Consider the following 17,779-nt stretch of genomic DNA (forward strand, 5'->3'; position numbering starts at 1 on the left):
GCTCAACACGGTGCATTCCGTTAAGGCCATCGAGCGCGTTGAGCTCCCTGCGGCCTACGCCGAATGCTTACGTCCGGGACGGTGCCATGACGTTGAACCGGACCCAGTTCGAGGCGGTTTGAGGGCTGTGGTCAGCCGACGACGGCTACGCCTCTGGCGCCCCCCCCGGGAAATATGCGAAAGCTGCGGGGTCGGGGCGGGGTATGCCTCGCGGCAGCCACGAGAGAGAATGCATGACAAAACGCGCCCTCATCACCGGGATCACCGGGCAGGACGGCTCCTATCTGGCGGAGTTTCTGCTGGAGAAGGGCTACGAGGTGCATGGCATCAAGCGCCGGGCCTCGTTGTTCAACACCCAGCGGATCGACCATATCTTCGAGGATCCCCATGCCAACCAGGCCCGGCTCAAGCTGCATTACGGTGATCTGACCGACAGTTCGAACCTGACCCGCATCCTCTCCGAGGTGCGCCCCGACGAGGTCTATAACCTCGGCGCGCAGAGCCATGTGGCGGTGAGTTTCGAGGCCCCCGAGTATACCGCCGACGTCGATGCCATGGGGGCGCTGCGGCTGTTGGAGGCGATCCGCTTTCTCGGACTGGAAAAGACCACGCGGTTCTACCAGGCCTCGACCTCGGAACTTTATGGTCTGGTGCAGGAGACGCCGCAGACCGAGACCACGCCGTTCCATCCGCGCAGCCCCTATGCTGTGGCCAAGATGTATGCCTACTGGATCACGGTGAACTACCGCGAGGCCTATGGCATCTATGCGTGCAACGGCATCCTGTTCAACCACGAGAGCCCGCGGCGCGGCGAGACCTTTGTCACCCGCAAGATCACCCGCGGGCTGGCCAATATCGCGCAGGGGCTCGATGAGTGTCTGTACATGGGCAATATCGACAGTTTGCGCGACTGGGGCCATGCCAAGGATTACGTGCGCATGCAGTGGATGATGCTGCAGCAGGAGGCCCCCGACGATTTCGTCATCGCCACCGGCAAGCAGTACTCGGTGCGGGAATTCATCACCTGGTCGGCGGCGGAGCTGGGGATCGCCCTGCGGTTCGAGGGCACGGGCGTCGACGAGGTGGCAGTGGTCGCGGCGATCGAGGGCGACAAGGCGCCGGCGCTGAAACCGGGCGACGTGGTGCTGCGCATCGACCCGCGCTATTTCCGCCCGGCCGAGGTGGAAACTCTGCTGGGCGATCCGGCCAAGGCCAAGGCCAAGCTGGGCTGGTCGCCCGAGATCACCGCGCAGGAGATGTGCGCCGAGATGGTGGCCGAGGATCTCGATGCGGCGCGGCGCGCCCGGATCCTGGCCGATCACGGCTACAGCGCCCCGATGTCGCGGGAGGAGTGAGGCGATGGCGGGCAAGGGCCGGCTGCTGCTGACCGGCGGGACCGGCATGGTAGGGCGCAACATCCGGGCGCATCCGGCAGCGCGGGACTGGACCGTGCTGGCACCGGGCAGCGCCGAGCTCGATCTGACCGATGCCGCTGCGGTCGAGGCATTCCTTGACCGCCACCGCCCCGACATGGTGATCCATGCCGCTGGCCGGGTCGGCGGCATCCAGGCCAACATGGCGCATCCGGTCGCCTTTCTCGACCAGAACCTGGCGATGGGGCGCAACCTGGTGATGGCGGCGCATCGGACCGGTGTCCGGAAGCTGCTGAACCTGGCCTCGACCTGCATGTACCCGCGCGCGGCGCCCAACCCCTTGCGCGAAGAGATGGTCCTGACCGGCGAGCTGGAGCCGACCAACGAGGGCTATGCCCTGGCCAAGATCGTGACCATGCGGCTGTGCGATTACATCCGCCGCGAGGACGAAGCCGCGCAGTACAAGACGCTGATCCCCTGCAACCTCTACGGGCTTCATGACAAGTTCGACCCCAAGCATTCGCACCTGGTCCCGGCCATCATCCACAAGGTGCATGAGGCAAAGGTGCAGGGCCTCGAGAGTGTCGAGATCTGGGGCGACGGCACCGCCCGGCGCGAGTTCATGTTCGCCGGCGACCTGGCCGACGCGGTCTGGAAGGCGGCGGCGGGGATCGACACCCTGCCCGGGGCGATGAACATCGGGCTGGGCCATGACCACACGATCAACGATTACTATGCCACCGTGGCCGAGGTGGTGGGCTGGACCGGCCGCTTTACCCACGACCTGTCGAAACCCGTCGGCATGAAGCAGAAACTCTGCGCCACCGACCGCCAGGCCGCCTGGGGCTGGTCGGCGCCGACTGCGCTGCGCGACGGCATCGCGCAGACCTATCGTCATTATCTGGAGCATCACGCCGCATGAGTGTTCTTTTCCCGCTTGCCGCCTCGTCCTGGGACCAGGAGGAATACGACGCGCTGCAGCGCGTGATCGCCTCGGACATGTATTCCATGGGCCCCGAGGTTGCCGCCTTCGAGGCCGAGTTCGCCGCCCATTTCGGCGCCAGATACGCGGTCATGGTCAATTCCGGCTCATCGGCCAACCTGCTGATGACCGCGGCGCTGTTCTTTACCGGCAATGAGGCGCTGAAACTGCAACGCGGCGACGAGATCATCGTGCCGGCGGTGAGCTGGTCGACCACCTATTTCCCGCTGTCGCAATACGGGCTGCGGCTGAAATTCGTCGATATCGACCTGGCGACGCTGAACTATGACCTCGAGGCGCTCTCCGAGGCGGTCAGCGACCGGACCCGCGCCATCATGGTGGTCAACCTTCTGGGCAACCCCAATGATTTTTCCCGGATCGAGGCGATCACGGCGGGCCGTGACATCGTGATGATCGAGGACAATTGCGAAAGCATGGGCGCCAGTTTCAACGGCCGCCAGACCGGCACCTTCGGGGTAATGGGCAGCTATTCCTCGTTCTTCTCGCATCACATCTCCACCATGGAGGGCGGCATGGTGGTGACCGACGACGAGGAACTTTACCACGTGATGCTCAGCCTGCGCGCCCATGGCTGGACCCGCAACCTGCCCAAGTTCAACCACGTCACCGGCGAAAAAAGCGACGATCCCTTCGAGGAAAGCTTCCGCTTCGTGCTGCCGGGTTACAACCTGCGGCCTCTGGAGATGTCCGGCGCGCTGGGGCGCGCCCAGCTGAAGAAACTGCCCGGGCTGATCGCGGCGCGGCGCGCCAACGGGGCATTGGTCCAGGCCCGACTGGGCAACCACCCCCGGTTCATGATCCAGCGCGAGATCGGCGAAAGCTCCTGGTTCGGGTTCAGCCTGGTGCTGCGCCCCGATGCCGGAGAGGACCGCCGCGACCTGGTGCGCGCGCTGACCAGCGCCGGTTTCGAATGCCGGCCGATCGTGGCGGGCAATTTTGCCAAGAACCCGGTGATGGCCCATATCGACCACGTCATCCACGGCACGCTCGAGAACGCCGATTACATTGACGCCAACGGGCTCTTCGTCGGCAACCAGCATTACCCCATCCCCGAGGCGATCGAGGCGCTGGCGCGGCTCTGATAGCCTCCGCGCCAGTTCCAGAAAATGATTTGAAAAGGTATGATTTGACATGATCGCGCCTGTTTTCCCGATGGTTCACCCCATTCTCCTCTGCGGCGGCTCCGGCACCCGGCTCTGGCCATTGTCGCGCAAGAGCTACCCCAAGCAATTTGCCAAGCTGATGAGCGAGGAAAGCCTGTTTCAGGCCTCGGCGCGGCGGCTGGCGGGGGATGGGTTTGCCGCCCCGGTGGTGGTGACCGGTGATCCGTTCCGCTTCATCGTCACCGAACAGCTGGCCCAGATCGAAATGGCCCCGTCGGGCATCCTGATCGAACCCGAGGGGCGCAATACCGCCCCGGCCATTCTGGCCGCCGCCCTGTGGCTGGCGCAAAAGGACGAAACCGCGCTGATGCTGGTGGCGCCATCCGATCACGTCATCCCCGAAGCCGACCGGTTCTGCGCCGCGGTACGGGCCGCGGTCCCACGGGCGCAGGCGGGCGACCTGGTCACCTTCGGAATCGCGCCGACCCGGGCCGAAACCGGCTATGGCTATCTTGAACTGGCCGCTGGCAGCGATGCCAATGCCGCCGAGCCGCAGGCGCTGGCCCGGTTCGTGGAAAAACCCGAGGCGGCGCGCGCCTCCGAGATGGTGGCGGCGGGCAATTTCCTGTGGAATGCGGGGATTTTCCTGTTCACCGCCCAGACCGTCCTCGCCGCCTATCGCCGCCACGCCCCGGCGATGGTCGCGGCGGTGGAACAGGCGCTGGCCGGGGCCGATGCCGATCTTGGCTTTACCCGTCTTGATCCTGACGCCTGGTCCGGGGCCGAGGATATCTCGGTCGATTACGCGATCATGGAAAAGGCCGATAACCTGGCGGTGATGCCCTATGGCGATGGCTGGTCGGATCTGGGCGGCTGGGATGCGGTCTGGCTGGAAAGCGGCCCCGACGCGGCCGGCAATGTCTGTTCCGACGAGGCCACCGCCCTGGATTGCCGCGATACGCTGTTGCGCTCGGAAAGCGACGGCCAGCAGGTGGTCGGCATCGGGCTCAACGACATGCTGGTGGTGGCAATGCCCGACGCGGTTCTGGTGGCCCATAAATCCGAAGCCCAGCGGGTCAAAGACGCGGTTGCCGAACTGAAGGCAAAAGGCATCAGCCAGGCGGTGCAGCTGCCGCGCGATTACCGGCCCTGGGGCTGGTATGAAAGCCTGATCGTCGGCGGCCGGTTCCAGGTCAAGCGCATCGTGGTGCATCCCGGCGCCGCGCTCTCCCTGCAAAGCCACCATCACCGGTCCGAGCACTGGATCGTGGTCGAGGGCACGGCCCGGGTGACGGTGGACGATGAGGTCAAGCTGATCAGCGAGAACCAGTCGGTCTATATCCCGCTGGGCGCGGTGCACCGGATGGAAAACCCCGGCAAGGTGCCGATGGTGCTGATCGAGGTGCAGACCGGTTCCTACCTCGGCGAGGACGACATCATCCGCTATGAAGACGTCTACGCCCGGGAGTGACGACAGGGGCGCCCTTGCGCCGGGCATGCGGTCTGGCGGGCTTTTCAGAGCCTGTTGATCGCCCCGGGCGATGGCGGTTTCAATCGCGGCGCGCGGGGATCAGATGCGCAACCCGGTCACGGCGCTGGTGATTTCTCCACCGGCTTCTTCCAGGAGTTTCCGGACATCCCGGACCTCGACGAGATAGGGGGTCTTGGAGTGGATGATCCCCCGCTTGGCGAGGGCGCTGAAGGCGCGGCTGACGGATTCCACCCGCGTGCCCAGCAGGCTGGCCAGATCGCACCGGCTGATCGGCACCCGGATCTCCAGGCGGCCGTCGTCCCAGCGGACAAGATGGTCGACATTCGCGTAGCGGATGCACAGGACCACGAGGAACCCGGCAAGCCGTTCGGTGACCTTGCGGTTCAGAAGGACGAGCATCCAGTCGCGGGTGCGGTCGAGATCGATCATGAGTTTCTGCAGCATGAACTGTTCCAGCTCGACAGACCGGGACATCAGGGCCTCGAACGGGCCCCGCCGGAAGTTCAGGATGGAGACCTCGGTCACGGATTCGATGGCCACCTCCGAGATCCCCTCGAACAGCGGGCCGAACACGTCGCCCTCGGCCACCAGGCCGACGATCTGCCCGGTCCCGTCGAGATGGACCCTTTGCATGCGCAGGATGCCGCGTCTCACGTATCCGAAATACTCGGGGGTCTCGCCCATCCCGATCAGCGTCGTCTCCGCCGGATAGGTCATCGGTCTGCAGATCTTCTCGAGCTCGGCAACGAGCGGCTGGCTCAGCCCGCTGAAGGCCTCCAGTTTCGAAAGGTCGCAATCGTCCTTGTCAGCCGGGGATCCAGTAGCTCGAGTCAATGGTGTACCTGTTCATAATGGAACGACCTTCTTCGGCGGGTCAAAACGCGCGGGTCAAATCGCGTGGTGCGGATCGGCCCATGCCGGCCGCATATTTTTCAGGCACGGGCCGGGTCAGTGTCGGGCCTCGGCCCCGGATGTCGGCGCCCGGTCAGGGGCAATCGTGGCAAGAAACGCCCTTCGGTGCCTGCAGAGAAGTCAGTTGATAACTGTCAATGCGTCTTGTCGTCCGAATCAATATAAGTTGATTATAAGTTAATTTTTGGGGTCACTATACAGATGTTTGCGACCGGACTCCTGACATCGCTTAAAAAAATAGCACAGGCGCGCCGCCCCCGTATTGTCGAGGGGGGCCGCGTCCTGACGGACGGGCTGCTGAAAACCATCGGCACGGCCCGGTCGAATCACGTGCCCGATCCTGCCCTCGGGCAGGGGCGACAGACAGGTTTGCGACAGCCCCCGCACCGGGGCGGCGGCGCCCGGCGCGGCATCAAGAGACGTTCACCCCCATTCCTCCCTCATCACCGGGATCATCACCAACAAGGCAATCTGAGACCAAGACATTTCAATCGCCTCACCGGTCCGCTGAACCTGGCGGAGACGGAAATCGGGGCGGACACAGCCCGCCGGCACTGCTGAAGGCCATCGCGGATTTAGCGCGCGATGGCTTTCGACGGAACGACAAGGATCCTTGCGCCAAGCGCCACGCGCGCCGCGCCTCCCTGTCCGTCACAGGCCGACGCGGAAAACGAAGGGACAGAGGGCGTGGCAACATATTTTGACAAACCCACGGGCAACGGCGCGTCGTCGCGCGGGGGGAACCCCTGCGGCAGCTGTGCGCTGCGCGGCGAGGTCTTCTGTCGGACCCTGGACAAGGCGGGATCGCTGGCGGCCCTGAGGAACAAGACCGTCGCCTATTCCCGCGACAGCAGTCTTTTCGAAGAGGGCGCGAAACCCGGTTTCCTGGGGGTTCTGAAACGCGGCTACCTGCGCGGCGAGCACGTCAACAGCGACGGGCGGCGGATGATTCTCTGGCTGATCCGCCCCGGCAACCTGGTCGGCAGCCTTCCCGGGCTCAGCACCTCCTATGCGCTGGAGGCGGCGACCGATGCCGAAATCTGCCATTTCAGCGAGGCGGGCCTGGCGGCGATGATGGCCCAAAGCCCCCGGTTCCGGCACCAGATCCTGCGCGGGATCCTCGAGCTTCGGAACAAGCAGCTTGACCTGCTGTGGCTGCGCAGCGCCCTGTCCAGCCAGGAGCGGCTGATCGCCTTCCTGGTGATCATGACCGGGATCATGCCGACCGATCCGATGCCCGACGGCAGCCTGATCGTGACCATCGACCTGTCGCGCCGGGACTGGGCGGACATGTCGAACACCTCGGTGGAAACGATCAGCCGCACCATGACCAGGCTTGCCCAGACCGGGCTGGTGGAAACCTTGCCGCAGAACCGGTATCGCATCCATGACCTGGCCGCGCTGGCCGAGACGGTCGGCATGAAAGCAGACCCTAAGACGGCCCTTTCATCGCAGCCGGCGCCGGGGCCCGCGGGCCCTGCGCCGCTTGCGCGCGGTGGAACCCGGGGGCTCAAGACCGCCAGGGGGATCAAACCCGAACGCGTCAAACCGGTGCGGCCGGCCACGCCCCTTCCCATGCGGTGACCGCGCCCGGGCCCGTCTTTTCCGCGCGGCCTGTCTTTTTCGAAGTGAAAGCCACGGGACGGCCCCAAGCCTGTCCCATCTTGCCGGACCGTGGCTTGCGCATCCCCGGTGGTCCTTGCATCCCCCACTGCCTGGACTGCCGGGGAAGATGCCCCTTCCCCCCGACCCGAGCACGCCGATCACCGGCCGGCCAACGGCCGCCCGCATGCCATTGGGCCCCCAAGGCGGGGGCATTTTACTGAAGAGGGATGCCCCGGGGCATGTTCGGCCCGGCGGTCAGCGGCAGGATCGAGCTGAAGTACAGCGAGATCAGTTCGCTCTGCCGGTGGGTGCCGGTCTTGGAAAACACCTGTTTCATGTAGCTGCGCACGGTGGAGGGGGAGAGGTTGCGCGCCTCGGCCGCCTCGGTAATGGAATGCCCGCCCAGGATCTCATGGGCGATCTGGCTCTCCGACCGGGTCAGCCCGTAGGCGCTGAAGAAATGCTCGCGCAGCTTGAAATGGTCGGTCTGCTCGTTCTCGAACAGCACCAGCGCCAGGGTCTCGTCCTGCGCCGCCAGCGGGGTCACCACCAGCAGCCGCGCAACGCCCGGCGCCGTGAAGACCGACACGATCGAGGTGCGCCGCTCGGGTGAGACGGCGGCGCGAATCGCCTCCTGCAGTTCCGTGTTCGCCTGCTCGGAGGTCAGGGCCAGGTGACCGTTGCACACCAGCCATCCGCATTTCCCGTCCTCGCGCGCCTGGCCCTGCCGGCTGTCAAACCGGATCTCGCCCTCCGTGGTCACGACAAGGAACTGGATCGAAAGCACCTGCATCGCCGCGTCCACCATGCCCTCCATCCAGGCGCTGCGCTCGAACATCTCTTCGTTGAGCTGCTGGGTCACATAGGCCAGGCCGATCCGCATCAGCGCCCGGCGCGCCTCCAGGTCCCGGTCGCCGCCACAGGGCAGCGCCAGTACCGGGTGGATGCCGTTGGTCGGGGTGCCGATGCCGATGATGTAATCTTTCGTCTTGAGAAGGATCGGCGCGGGATCGGGACCCTCGGCGGCGGCGACCGGCTGCTGTTTCGTCTTCATCGCCACCCAGACGGCCAGTTGCGCCTGGGTCGTCTTCATCATGGTCTGGGCACAGCCCTCGGCGGCGCAATTGCGGCGGCCGGTCCAGGATTCGATAAGCGCCCCGGTCTGGCCGTCGAAAAACGCCATCAATACCATTGAAATATTGCCGCCGACACAGAATTGATCGGAAAACTCGGCTCGACGAAAGCGGATTTCTCCGCGCTCTCGGAAATTCTTCATGACAATAACCCCCTCAGCCTCTGAAATTGACAGCATCAGAGGCGCCCCCCGCGCTTTGTAAAAATCGCGCGCTCCCCGCAGAAGACAGAGTCCCGCAATAAATTTCATTGACAGCTATCAATTCCGGATACTGAAAAACGCCGGTCCGCATTTTCCCCCGCATTTCCCCTCTCACATGTCCGGGCGCCGGTCTCCGAATGCCCCCGACCGGGGCGGTCACGCATGGCGAATCGCCCGCACCCCCGGGCGCAGCGGCCCGGCCGGCCCCGGTCGGAACCGGGATGGGGAATTTACTTTTCATGTTAATAATCAGTAATTTATGACGGCTCTCCCGAGCCGTACGCAGGGCATGGCAGGCGCGGACAGATCCTGCAGCCCCGGGCGTCACCCCCCGGAGAGGCGGCGGTCATTTCGCGCCTGCCGCGCCCGATGATTTTCGTCAATGACCGTCGCGCAAATGGGTCATAGCATTCTGAGTCGGACGATACCGGATTAACGCAAAGACTGTTTTGAGGGGCTTGCGCGGGAAAGTCCGGGGTCATGGCGGGGGTCATTATGGCGAAAGTAGATTATTCTCTAGGCTTGTCTGAATTACGCGAAACAAAACGACAGCTTCGGTCCTTGTATTGGTCCGCGGGCTTTTTCAGCGTTTTCCTCAATATCCTGATGCTGACCGGGCCGCTTTTCATGCTCCAGACCTATGACCGTGTGCTGGGGTCGCGCTCGGAGGAAACCCTGGCGGCGCTGTTCGGGGTTGTCGCCTTTCTCTTTCTCACCATGGGGCTGGTCGATTGGGCGCGCGGACGGGTGCTGACCCGGATGGGGGCCAATTTCCAGGCCCGGCTGGACCGCCGCGTCTTCGAGGCGATGATCAAGAAGACATCGACCGACCAGGACCTGAACGAGATGGCCAAGCGCGGCAGCCAGCTGAAAGATCTCGAATCGATCCAGCGCTACTATTCCTCACCGGTGTTTGCGGCCCTGTTCGATGCGCCCTGGGCGCCGATCTACATGGTCGGCATTTCCCTGTTTCACCCCTGGCTGGGGCTGGCCGCCGTCGCCGGCGGCAGCGTGCTCATCCTGTCGGCGGTGTTCAATCAGCTGACCACCAAGGTCTCCTCGGTCAAGGCCGCCGCGGCGGGCTACCTGTCGGAACATTACTCCGATCTGGTGCAGAACGAGGCCGAGACGATCCGCAGCCTGGGGATGCAGTCGAATGCCTTTCGGCAATGGACCAAGGTGCGGCAACGCAGCCTTCAGCAGGGCGTGCGGGCCAGTGACCTGGGCGGAAGTTTCCAGACCCTGTCAAAGACCTTCAGGCTGTTCCTGCAATCCTCCATGCTGGCCCTCGGGGCCTATCTCGTCCTGCGCGGCGAGGTGACGCCGGGCGTCATGATCGCCGCCTCGATCCTGCTGGGCCGGGCGCTGGCGCCGGTCGAAACCGTCGTGAACCAATGGGCCGTGGTGCAGCGGTCGCGGCGCGGCTGGGACAACCTGGTGAACCTGCTGTCCGAGGTGCGCGAGGACAAGGTGGCGGTCGAACTGCCGCGTCCGCGGGCGCGGCTGGATGTCGACAAGATCACCGTGGTGCCGCCCGAGGGCCGCCAGCCGACGTTGCGCCAGATCAGCTTCAGCGTGCGGCCGGGAGAGGCCGTCGGCGTGATCGGCCCCAGCGGATCGGGGAAATCCACCCTGGCCCGCAGCATCACCGGCATCTGGTCGCTGGCGGGCGGCAAGATCTCGCTGGATGGGGCGCCGCTGAATCAGTACCACCCGGAACGCCTGGCCCATTACATCGGCTACCTGCCGCAGCGGGTCACCCTGTTCGATGGCACGGTCGCCGAGAACATTGCCCGGCTGGCCTCGGATTTCGACGACGAGAAGGTGATCGAGGCGGCCCGCAAGGCGGCGGCCCATGAGCTGATCCTGACGCTGCCGCAGGGGTACAACACCCCGGTCCGCACCATCGGCACGCAATTGTCGGGCGGACAGGTGCAACGGATCGGGCTGGCGCGCGCGCTTTATGGCGATCCGGTCCTGCTGGTGCTCGACGAGCCGAACTCGAACCTCGACAACGAGGGGTCGATCGCCCTGAACAAGGCGGTGATCACCATGAAACAGGACGGCAACGCCGTGCTGATCATGGCGCACCGGCCCTCGGCCATCAAGGAATGCGACAAGTTGCTGGTGCTCGAGAACGGCCAGCGCGTCGCCTGGGGCCCGCGTGAAAAGGTCATGTCCGAGATGCTGGCCAATGTTCAGGTCCTTCACAAAACCAGGAAGACGGTGGGGGGTGTCGCATGAGCCGGAAAACCGAAACCGGCGTCGCGCCGTCCTTCGTGCCCATGCTGGTGGGCTTCGGCACCATCATCCTGATGCTCGGGGGCTTCGGCGCCTGGGCCATGCGGGCCGAGATCGACGGGGCGGTCCTGGCCCCGGGCCGGATCGTGGTGGATCGCAACCGACAGGCGGTGCAGCATCTCGAGGGCGGGGTCGTCGACAAGATCTTCGTCCAGGAGGGCGATATCGTCAGCGAGGGCGAGTTGCTGGTCAGGCTCGATCCGACCCTGAGCCTGTCGGAGCTGAAGATCGTCGAGGGCCAGCTTTACGAGCTGATGGCGCGGCGCGGCCGGCTCGAGGTCGAACGCGAGGAGCGTGACAGCATCACCTTCGACCCGGCCCTGATGGAGGTCGCCGAGAGGGACCCCGAGGTCAGGACACTCCTCGAGGGCCAGGAACGCCTGTTCCGGGCCCGGCTCGACAACCTGGAGAAATCGGCCACCCAGCTCGAGAACCAGAAGCAGCAGCTGGAAAAGCAGATCGAGGGGATCGATGCCCAGATGGTGGCCGTCGACCGCCAGGTCGCCTTGATCGCGGAAGAGACCACGACCCAGGAGACCCTGCTGGAAAAGGGCCTTGCCCAGAACTCCAGGGTGCTGGCCCTGCGGCGCGAGGAGGCGCGGCTGGCCGGCCTGATGGGCGAGCTGACCTCGCGCCGGGCCGAGGCGACCGAACGGATTTCCGAACTGAGCATCCAGCTGCTCCGGCTGCACACCCAGCGCCGCGAAGAGGCGATCACGGTGTTGCGCGATCTCCAGTTCAACGAGATGGAGATGGCTGAACGGCGCCGGGCGCTGCTGACGCGGCTTGATCGGATGGAAATCCGTGCGCCGGTCGCCGGGATCGCCTATGACGTCCGCCTGTTCGGTCCCAGGTCGGTGATCAAATCCGCCGATCCGATCCTGTACATCGTCCCGAAGGACCGGCCGCTGATCATCGCGGCAGAGGTCGATGCCGCGGACGTGAACAAGGTCTCTCCGAACCAGGAGGTGATCCTGCGCTTCAGCGCCTTCGACATGCGCTCGACGCCCGACCTGATCGGGCGCGTCACGCGGGTCTCGCCCGATGCCTTCAGCGATCCGCAATCGGGCCGCTCCTATTACCGGGCCGAGATCGAATTGCCCAAATCCGAGATCGAAAAACTTCCCGAGGGGCAGGTCCTGATTCCCGGAATGCCGGCGGAAACCTTCATCCGGACCGGAGAGCACACGCCGATGGCCTATTTGACACGGCCGATTACCCGCTATTTCCAAAAGGCGATGCGGGACGGGGCCTGAAACCGGATCTGAAACGGGGCCTGGCAGGCGGCAATACCTTGAATTGCGGGCGCCGGTTTTTACCGGTTCGCCCGCGGTTCCATTTTCCGGACCTGCATCATATCGGAACAGAAACCACGCGACCGGGTTGGCACATCCCGGGGCTCCCGCAGGGCGGTCGTCATTTTTTGTCACACCCTTTCAACCTGTTGAATGACCCATGCGCGGCAGGCGCAGGCAAGAGGCGCCGTCCCGCTTCGGCCCCTCCAACGACCTATCCCTTAGAGAATTGGAATATTTGAAAAAAACCCGGGATATCCCGCAAATCACCCCCAAATGAGGGTATTGGGAATCCCCCGTTGATGGCTGAATGGGGGCACGACAGGGGTTAATTGATTCGTGTAAGAGACGCGTAATAACGACGATAAACTCGATTACGCAAGGGGTCGCGCTTTTTCATGCGCGACTGGGGTCAGTTTCACCACCGGTTGTGCGCGACATCGTGCCGGAGTTTTCCTTCGGACCTGCGGTCGTGCTTTTTCAAACCTGAACTTTGGGGGTAAAACCATGGGTATCTTCAAGACCTTCACGGAAGCCTGGAACGCGGTGTCTGGCAATGTATGGCTCGGCGGCACGCCGAATACCGACAACGGCGATTTCAAGGACATTCCGGGCGTCAACAAGGGCAAGGCCTTTGGCGGCGACGACCACGTCGCGGGCAATGCCAATGCCAACACCATCCACGGCAATGGCGGCAGGGACTTCCTGCGCGGTGATGCCGGGAACGATTACCTGTTCGGCGGCGCAGGCGGCGACGCGCTGCTGGGCGACGAGCTGGGCGGCGTGCAAGGCCATGACCAGCTCAGCGGTGGCGGTGGCCGCGACGTGATGGCCGGCGGCGGCGGCAACGACGCGATGGACGGCGGCTCCGGCAACGACCTGATGATCGGCGGCACCGGCGAGGACTGCATGGTCGGCGGCGCCGGTCATGACATGATGCTCGGTGGTGCCGACGACGACACCATGTATGGCAACGCCGGCAACGACTGCATGGCCGGCCAGTCCGGCGATGACACCATGCGCGGTGGAGGAGGCCGGGACATGATGTCCGGCGGCAAAGGGGACGATATCCTTTACGGCAACGCCGGTCACGACTACCTCGCGGGCAATGAGGGCGATGATTACATCAACGCCGGCTTCGGCGATGACCTGGCCCTTGGTGGCAGCGGTGACGACACCATCCGCGGCTTCAACGGCGACGACGTGATCGACGGCAACGACGGCGATGACGCTCTGCTCGGCCAGCGCGGCGATGACAAGATCTGGGGCGGCGACGGCATGGATACCATCCAGGGCGGCGGCGGCGATGACCTGATCGACGGCGGCTGGGGCAATGACCTCATCGAGGGCAACGACAACGCGGACTGCATCAAGGGCGGTGGCGGCGACGACACCATCTTCGGTGACAATGCCGATGGCGACCCGGCGCTCGGAGAGGCCAGCGACCTGATCGACGGCGGCGAGGGCAATGACCTCATCTATGCCGGCGAGGACGACGACCAGGTCAATGGCGGCGATGACAACGACCGCATCTTCGGTCAGGACGGCAACGACATCCTGGCCGGCGATGAAGGTAACGACTATGTCAGCGGCGGCGAAGGCCACGACCAGATCCACGGCAACAACGGCAATGACACGCTCTCCGGCGATGCCGGCAACGACGTGATCGCCGGTGATGCCGGCTACGACACCCTGTACGGTGGCGACGGCGACGATTGCCTGGATGGCGGCGATGACAACGACAGGCTCTACGGCGGCACGGGCGAGGATGACCTCGACGGCGGCACCGGAAACGATGTCCTGGACGGCGGCGACGGCGACGACATGGTCTACGGCAACGACGGCGACGATGTCCTCTATGGTGACAAGGGCCAGGCCGGCGGCGGCAGGGATATCCTGCTTGGCGGCGAAGGCAACGACGAGCTGCACGGCGGCAAGGATGACGACTGCCTGATCGCCGACGCGGGCAACGACGTGATGTGGGGCGAAGCGGATGGCGATGATTTCGTCTTCGGCCACGATGTCGATGTCAACGGCGACGGCGACTGCGACGACAAGGAGGATCACATCTTCGATCCGACGGTCGATGAGATCGGCGACAACATCATCAAGGACTTCGACAACGATCAGGAGGATCGCGTGATCTTCCACTCCGCCTTCGAGGGATCGCTGTCAGCCGAGCTCGTCAACGGCGACCAGGACGTCAAGATCACCTCGAGCTTCGGTGGCTCGGTCGTGATCGAGGGGCTGGTGGCCGAGATGGAGGGCATCGACCCGTCCGATCCGTACTTCGACAACGACGCGCTGATGGAGTTCCTGCTGAAGACCGGCGAGGACGGCGACGGCAAGGGGATCATCGAGTTCGAGGACAAATGCGTGACCCTGCCCGACTGCGATCCCGACATGCCGGAAACCGGCTGGGAGGCGAAATACTACCTGCCGCGGCCCTGCTGCACGGATCTCTCGACCGAGAACATCGGTGACACCACGATCAACACGACCGAGCTGGAGATCGCCGAGCAGTTCGTCGACCAGGATGCGAACGTCTCCATCAGGGACGGGGTGCTGTGCCTCGACATTCGCCCGGAAGATGGGTGGCCGACCTGACCGGGGGGTTGGCCTGACCGGCTGACCGGGGGACCCGAGTTGTTCCTGAATGGGGCGCCCCGACCAGGGGCGCTCCTGCGGGGAGACATCGGGCTTCGGAGAAGACCCCATCCTCGGTCCGATCCCCGCGGCAGCGTCCCGTTTCATGGGGCGCTGCTTTTCGTTGATCCACCCTGATTTCATGCAGGAAAACCCTGTTTCGCCGGGTTTGACCGGTCGCTGATCGAGCCCCTCGAATCCGGGGGGCTCGTCGCCTGCGGGGCCGGGAATGGATCCTGTCCAAACCCGGGCCCAAAGCCGGAAAATCACCCCCAAATGAGGGTATTGGACGCGCGGGAATAATGGCTGGATACGGGGGCAACAGGGAGTGATCGAGTCTTCGGTTGTGCGCGACTTCGTGGCGAAGCTTTCCTTCGGATCTGCGGGCGCGCTTTTTCAAAAACCTGAACCTTGGGGGTAAAACCATGGCTATTATCAAGAAAAACTTCACGGACGCCTGGAACGCGGCGCCCGGCAACATCTGGCTCGGCGGCACGCCGAATACCGACAACGGGGATTTCAAGGACATTCCGGGTGTCAACAAGGGCAAGGCCAAGGGCGGCGACGACCACGTCGCGGGCAATGCCAACACCAACACCATCGCGGGCAACGGCGGCGACGACTTCCTGCGCGGCGATGGCGGGAACGATTACCTGTTCGGCGGCAAGGGCAACGATGCGCTGCTGGGCGACGAGCTGGGCGCTGTGCCAGGCAATGACCAGCTTTGCGGCAACGACGGCGACGATGTGATGGCCGGCGGCGGCGGTGCCGACCTGCTGGACGGCGGCGACGGTGACGACGTGATGATCGGCGGCTCCGGCGACGACTGCATGACCGGCGGCACCGGCAACGACGTGATGCTCGGCGGCTCCGACAACGACACCATGTACGGCAACGACGGCAACGACTGCATGGCCGGCCAGTCCGGTGACGACACCATGCGCGGCGGCAAGGGCTATGACTATATGTCCGGCGGTGCGGGGGATGATGTCATTTACGGCAACGCCGACGATGACTACCTCGCGGGCAATGCCGGCGACGACTACATCAACGGTGGCACCGGCAACGACAAGGCCTGGGGCGGCGACGGTGACGACACCATCCGCGGCTTCAAGGGCGACGACATGATCGATGGCGGCGACGGCGATGACGCCCTGCTCGGCCAACGCGGCGATGACGTGATCTGGGGCGGCGACGGCGAGGACAACATCCAGGGCGGCGGCGGCGATGACCGGATCGACGGCGGCTGGGGCGATGACCTCATCGAGGGCAATGACAACGCCGACTGCATCAAGGGCGGTGGCGGCGACGACACCATCTATGGTGACAATGCCGATGGCGACCCGGCGCTCGGAGAAGCCAGCGACCTGATCGACGGCGGCGAGGGCAATGACCTCATCTATGCCGGCGAGGACGACGACCAGGTCAATGGCGGCCTGGACAACGACGAGATCTACGGACAGGACGGCAACGACATCCTGGCCGGGGACGACGGCGATGATTATGTCAGCGGTGGCGAGGGCCACGACCAGATCCACGGCAACAAGGGCGATGATACGCTCTCCGGCGATGCCGGGGATGACGTGATCGCCGGCGATGACGGCTACGACACCCTGTACGGCGGCGACGGCGACGATTGCCTGGATGGTGGCAATGATAGCGACAGGCTCTTCGGCGGCGCCGGCGAGGACGACCTCGACGGTGGCAACCAAGCCGATATCCTGGACGGCGGCGACGGTGACGACATGGTCTACGGCAACAATGGCCATGATACCCTCTACGGTGACATGGGCCAGGCCGGCGGCGGCAGGGATATCCTGCTTGGCGGCTCGGGTAATGACGAGTTGCACGGCGGCAAGGATGACGACTGCCTGATCGCCGACAAGGGCAACGACGTCATGTGGGGCGAAGCGGATGGCGATGATTTCGTCTTCGGCCACGATGTCGATGTCAACGGCGACGGCGACTGCGAAGATCCGGAGGATGACATCTTCGATCCGACGGTCGACAAGATCGGCAACAACATCATCAAGGACTTCGACGCAGACCAGGAGGATCGCGTGATCTTCCACTCTGCCTTCGAGGGATCGCTGTCAGCCGAGCTCGTCAACGGCGACCAGGACGTCAAGATCTCGTCGAGCTACGGTGGCTCGGTCGTGATCGAGGGGCTGGTGGCCGAACTCGAGGGCATCGACCCGGATGATATATACTTCGACAACGACGCGCTGATGGCGTTCCTGCTGGAGGGCGGCGAGGACGGCGATGGCAAGGGGATCATCGAGTTCGAGGACAAATGCGTGACCCTGCCCGACTGCGATCCCGACATGCCGGAAACCGGCTGGGAGGCGACGTACTACCTGCCGCCGACCTGCTGCACCTACCTCTCGACCGAGGGCATCGGTGACACCACGATCAACACGACCGAGTTGGAGATCGCGGAGCAGTTCGTCGAGCAGGATGGGAATGTCTTCATCAAGGACGGGGTGCTGTGCATCGACCTGGCGGATGACCCGGTGGTTGCATGACCGGTCGGGCCTGACCGGGGCCCCGAGTCGTTCCTGAACGGGGCGCCCCCCCAAGGGCGCTCCAGCGGGGAAATCGGGCTTCGGAGAAGACCCCATCCTCGGTCCGATCCCCGCGGCAGCGCCCCATTTGTGGGCGCTGTCTTAATCTGCGGGGCAACCTGTCCCGCAACGCTGCAGGTCGTCTTCCC

At 64.5% G+C, this 17,779-nt stretch carries 11 protein-coding genes; 9 read left to right on the forward strand and 2 right to left on the reverse strand.

Features of this window, described 5'->3' with window-relative positions; translation table 11 throughout:
- The first annotated feature begins 233 nt into the window (after nucleotides 1-233).
- From gmd to ABWV23_RS21805, 4 genes are all read left to right on the forward strand, one after another.
- Complete coding sequence (gene gmd / locus ABWV23_RS21790) at nucleotides 234-1,355, forward strand: GDP-mannose 4,6-dehydratase (RefSeq protein ID WP_353351711.1); 1,122 nt, start codon at nucleotides 234-236, stop codon at nucleotides 1,353-1,355.
- A gap of 4 nt (nucleotides 1,356-1,359) precedes the next feature.
- Nucleotides 1,360-2,295, forward strand: coding sequence for a GDP-L-fucose synthase family protein (locus tag ABWV23_RS21795; RefSeq protein WP_353351713.1), 936 nt, complete (start codon nucleotides 1,360-1,362; stop codon nucleotides 2,293-2,295).
- A complete protein-coding gene (locus tag ABWV23_RS21800; protein WP_353351715.1) occupies nucleotides 2,292-3,458 on the forward strand; it encodes a DegT/DnrJ/EryC1/StrS family aminotransferase in 1,167 nt (388 codons plus the stop codon). The genes ABWV23_RS21795 and ABWV23_RS21800 overlap by 4 nt, the downstream gene beginning before the upstream one ends.
- A 70-nt stretch (nucleotides 3,459-3,528) precedes the next feature.
- On the forward strand, nucleotides 3,529-4,950 hold the full coding sequence (locus ABWV23_RS21805; protein ID WP_353351731.1) for a mannose-1-phosphate guanylyltransferase/mannose-6-phosphate isomerase: 1,422 nt from the start codon (nucleotides 3,529-3,531) through the stop codon (nucleotides 4,948-4,950).
- Nucleotides 4,951-5,049: 99 nt separating this feature from the next.
- Here the strand turns inward: ABWV23_RS21805 and ABWV23_RS21810 are convergent, their stop codons facing one another.
- The gene (locus ABWV23_RS21810; protein WP_353351717.1) at nucleotides 5,050-5,805 is read right to left on the reverse strand and encodes a Crp/Fnr family transcriptional regulator; all 756 of its coding nucleotides are present in this window, start codon (nucleotides 5,803-5,805) and stop codon (nucleotides 5,050-5,052) included.
- Between the two features lie 765 nt (nucleotides 5,806-6,570).
- Between ABWV23_RS21810 and ABWV23_RS21815 the strand changes: the two genes are divergently transcribed.
- Nucleotides 6,571-7,467, forward strand: coding sequence for a Crp/Fnr family transcriptional regulator (locus ABWV23_RS21815; RefSeq protein ID WP_353351719.1), 897 nt, complete (start codon nucleotides 6,571-6,573; stop codon nucleotides 7,465-7,467).
- Between the two features lie 235 nt (nucleotides 7,468-7,702).
- Here ABWV23_RS21815 and ABWV23_RS21820 read toward each other — a convergent pair whose 3' ends face one another.
- Nucleotides 7,703-8,671, reverse strand: a complete 969-nt coding sequence (locus ABWV23_RS21820; protein ID WP_353351721.1) for a helix-turn-helix transcriptional regulator — start codon at nucleotides 8,669-8,671, stop codon at nucleotides 7,703-7,705.
- 714 nt (nucleotides 8,672-9,385) lie between these two features.
- Here ABWV23_RS21820 and ABWV23_RS21825 point away from each other — a divergent pair.
- The 4 genes from ABWV23_RS21825 (at nucleotide 9,386) to ABWV23_RS21840 (ending at nucleotide 17,591) form a co-directional block, all read left to right on the forward strand.
- A complete protein-coding gene (locus ABWV23_RS21825) occupies nucleotides 9,386-11,068 on the forward strand; it encodes a type I secretion system permease/ATPase (RefSeq protein WP_353351723.1) in 1,683 nt (560 codons plus the stop codon).
- Nucleotides 11,065-12,381, forward strand: coding sequence for an HlyD family type I secretion periplasmic adaptor subunit (locus ABWV23_RS21830; protein ID WP_353351725.1), 1,317 nt, complete (start codon nucleotides 11,065-11,067; stop codon nucleotides 12,379-12,381). Before ABWV23_RS21825 ends, ABWV23_RS21830 begins: the two co-directional genes overlap by 4 nt.
- A 546-nt stretch (nucleotides 12,382-12,927) precedes the next feature.
- A complete protein-coding gene (locus ABWV23_RS21835; RefSeq protein ID WP_353351727.1) occupies nucleotides 12,928-15,027 on the forward strand; it encodes a calcium-binding protein in 2,100 nt (699 codons plus the stop codon).
- A 464-nt stretch (nucleotides 15,028-15,491) separates the two neighbouring features.
- Nucleotides 15,492-17,591, forward strand: coding sequence for a calcium-binding protein (locus ABWV23_RS21840; protein ID WP_353351729.1), 2,100 nt, complete (start codon nucleotides 15,492-15,494; stop codon nucleotides 17,589-17,591).
- The last annotated feature ends 188 nt before the right edge of the window (nucleotides 17,592-17,779 follow it).

Origin of the sequence: Aquicoccus sp. SU-CL01552, from assembly GCF_040365005.1 — a bacterium.
In the GTDB taxonomy this organism is placed as follows: Bacteria; Pseudomonadota; Alphaproteobacteria; order Rhodobacterales; family Rhodobacteraceae; genus Antarcticimicrobium.

Bases quoted from the DNA above. Each gene is read 5' to 3' on its own strand.
- ABWV23_RS21800 (WP_353351715.1), top strand. From the start codon at position 2,292: ATGAGTGTTCTTTTCCCGCTTGCCGCCTCGTCCTGGGACCAGGAGGAA.
- ABWV23_RS21805 (WP_353351731.1), top strand. From the start codon at position 3,529: ATGGTTCACCCCATTCTCCTCTGCGGCGGCTCCGGCACCCGGCTCTGG.
- ABWV23_RS21835 (WP_353351727.1), top strand. From the start codon at position 12,928: ATGGGTATCTTCAAGACCTTCACGGAAGCCTGGAACGCGGTGTCTGGC.
- ABWV23_RS21795 (WP_353351713.1), top strand. From the start codon at position 1,360: ATGGCGGGCAAGGGCCGGCTGCTGCTGACCGGCGGGACCGGCATGGTA.
- ABWV23_RS21830 (WP_353351725.1), top strand. From the start codon at position 11,065: ATGAGCCGGAAAACCGAAACCGGCGTCGCGCCGTCCTTCGTGCCCATG.
- ABWV23_RS21820 (WP_353351721.1), bottom strand. From the start codon at position 8,671: ATGGCGTTTTTCGACGGCCAGACCGGGGCGCTTATCGAATCCTGGACC.
- ABWV23_RS21840 (WP_353351729.1), top strand. From the start codon at position 15,492: ATGGCTATTATCAAGAAAAACTTCACGGACGCCTGGAACGCGGCGCCC.
- gmd (WP_353351711.1), top strand. From the start codon at position 234: ATGACAAAACGCGCCCTCATCACCGGGATCACCGGGCAGGACGGCTCC.